Annotated in this window: 1 protein-coding gene and 1 pseudogene; one reads left to right on the top strand and one right to left on the bottom strand. The window is 52.4% G+C overall.

The genetic code is table 11. The features are described 5' to 3' along the window. Window positions 1-507: pseudogene (locus AC1DVH_RS30415) on the top strand (ImmA/IrrE family metallo-endopeptidase); the annotation flags it as partial. Between the two features lie 367 nt (window positions 508-874). Here AC1DVH_RS30415 and AC1DVH_RS30410 read toward each other — a convergent pair. Further along, window positions 875-1,858 (bottom strand): IS1182 family transposase (locus AC1DVH_RS30410; RefSeq protein WP_477756914.1); only part of this gene is annotated, 984 nt, incomplete at its 5' end.

Raw genomic sequence — 1,858 nt, 5'->3', positions numbered from 1 at the left:
CAGTCGGGGGCGTCCAAGGATGCAGTGTTCTTCAAGATTCTCAGGTACTTAACTGCGTCAGCCGTACTTGCTCGCTATAACGAAAATACCGATGAAGTAATCGGAATAGTTAAATCTCCAACTGCGCCCAATATTTCAACACATGGTCAGTGGGAACTTCCAAAGTTCCGCGGTCTCGATTTTGACAAGGAGGTTTTTCAGGTTGGAGGAAATCATTACGCTTCATGGGTGTTTAAGGGGAAGGATATTGACGATGTGGATCCACGAAGCTGGCGAGAAATTCTCAACGAGATCCTCGCCGAGTGTGGACTTGAACACAAGCTACAGAGCATTAACGCAATACTTGCAACAGCTTTCAACAAAAGTAAAACACATGACGAGTCTGAAATATGCGGAACAATTATCCGCTCATTCTCTACCCGATCAGAACTTCGTGACTTTCACTCCCACCCACTCTTTGAACAATACGTAGTGAAGAGAGTAAAAGAACTAAAAGATCGGCAATAGACTAGTCAGTTACATGGTAGTGCCTCAGCCATCTTAGCCCTCAGCTCCTAGGGGATATCTGCGTTTGCAATGAGCGTCTGTGGGGCTGGGGGTTGGTCCAGATGTGCGCGTTGGGATACCCTGCCTCATCGCCAGAGGAAGGCCCGGAGTGGGTTCTCGTTGTATGCCTCGGGTGGCCTCCTAGTAGGTGCATATGATGGCTGCTATTGGCCCAGAGTGTGTAAAAACGCTAGATCCCGTTTCGATCTTCAAGGCTGAGCGGCTGTCCGGCTTCGTAGCCTGATCAAGGCACGATGTCCCTTCCTGATGAGCTAAACCGCCCCAGCAACGCGCCAGATCATCGGGACACGTAAAAACAGGCCGGTTTTTAGGCCGTTAGCGCCTTCATCAAGTGATGGGTACCGATGATTTTCATGACCCGTTTCAAGTTGTAGGCGAGCACATTCAAGCTCATCTCCGCGCTCACCCCGGCCAGCTTTCGCGTCAGGAAGTGCGTTGCACCCATCCATTGTTTGAGCGTCCCGAAGGGATGCTCAACAGTCCGTTTTCGGACTCGCATCATCTCTGGTGCTTTGCTCAGCCGAAGCTGCATCTCCTCCAATACGTCTTCATGCTCCCAGCGTCGAACTCGTCGTTCCGTGCTCGGTGTGCACTGCAATTTCAACGCGCAGCCCTGGCATTTCGAACTCCAGTAACGATGCAACTTCAGGCCTTTTTCAACGTAGGAGTAGTGCCAGATCAGCGCCTCTCCAGCCGGGCAAATGTATTCGTTTTTTGCCGCGTCATAGACGAAGGCATCGTTATTGAAACGCCCGTCAGCCTTGGCTCCAGAGGTCATCGGTTTGGGCACATAGGCGGTGATGCCGGCATAGTGACAAGCCAGGATTTGTTCGCTTTTGAAATAACCTCGGTCCGCCACCACCGACAACGTTTCTGACGCTATCGCCTCGCGGGCCTGCTTGGCCATTGAACTGAGTTGATCGCGGTCGGAACCGACGTTAGTCACCTCATGTGCAACGATCAAATGGTGCTGCGTATCGACCGCTGTCTGCACGTTGTAGCCGACGATTCCTGCGCCGCGCGTCATCATGGAACGGGCGTCTGGATCGGTCAGTGAGACCTGTTTATCCGGCGACTCATTGAGCTGGCTTTCGATAGCCTGAAGCTCCTTCATTTGAGTTTTGAGCTCGGCGATTTTCTCTTCCAGCCGCGCGGCGCTGAGCTCGGAAGCTGTTGGTTCTTGCCGATCGGCAGCATCGAGTGCCGCCAGGTAACGATTGATACTCGATTCAATTTCTTCCATGCGCCGCTTCAGTTTGGCGCTGGTGAAATTGCGGTCGCGGTTGTTGAC

The organism is Pseudomonas sp. P4_C3, from assembly GCF_056402075.1.
The sequence above is the reverse complement of the archived record's forward strand: the minus strand, read 5'-3'. Positions and strand labels throughout refer to the sequence as shown.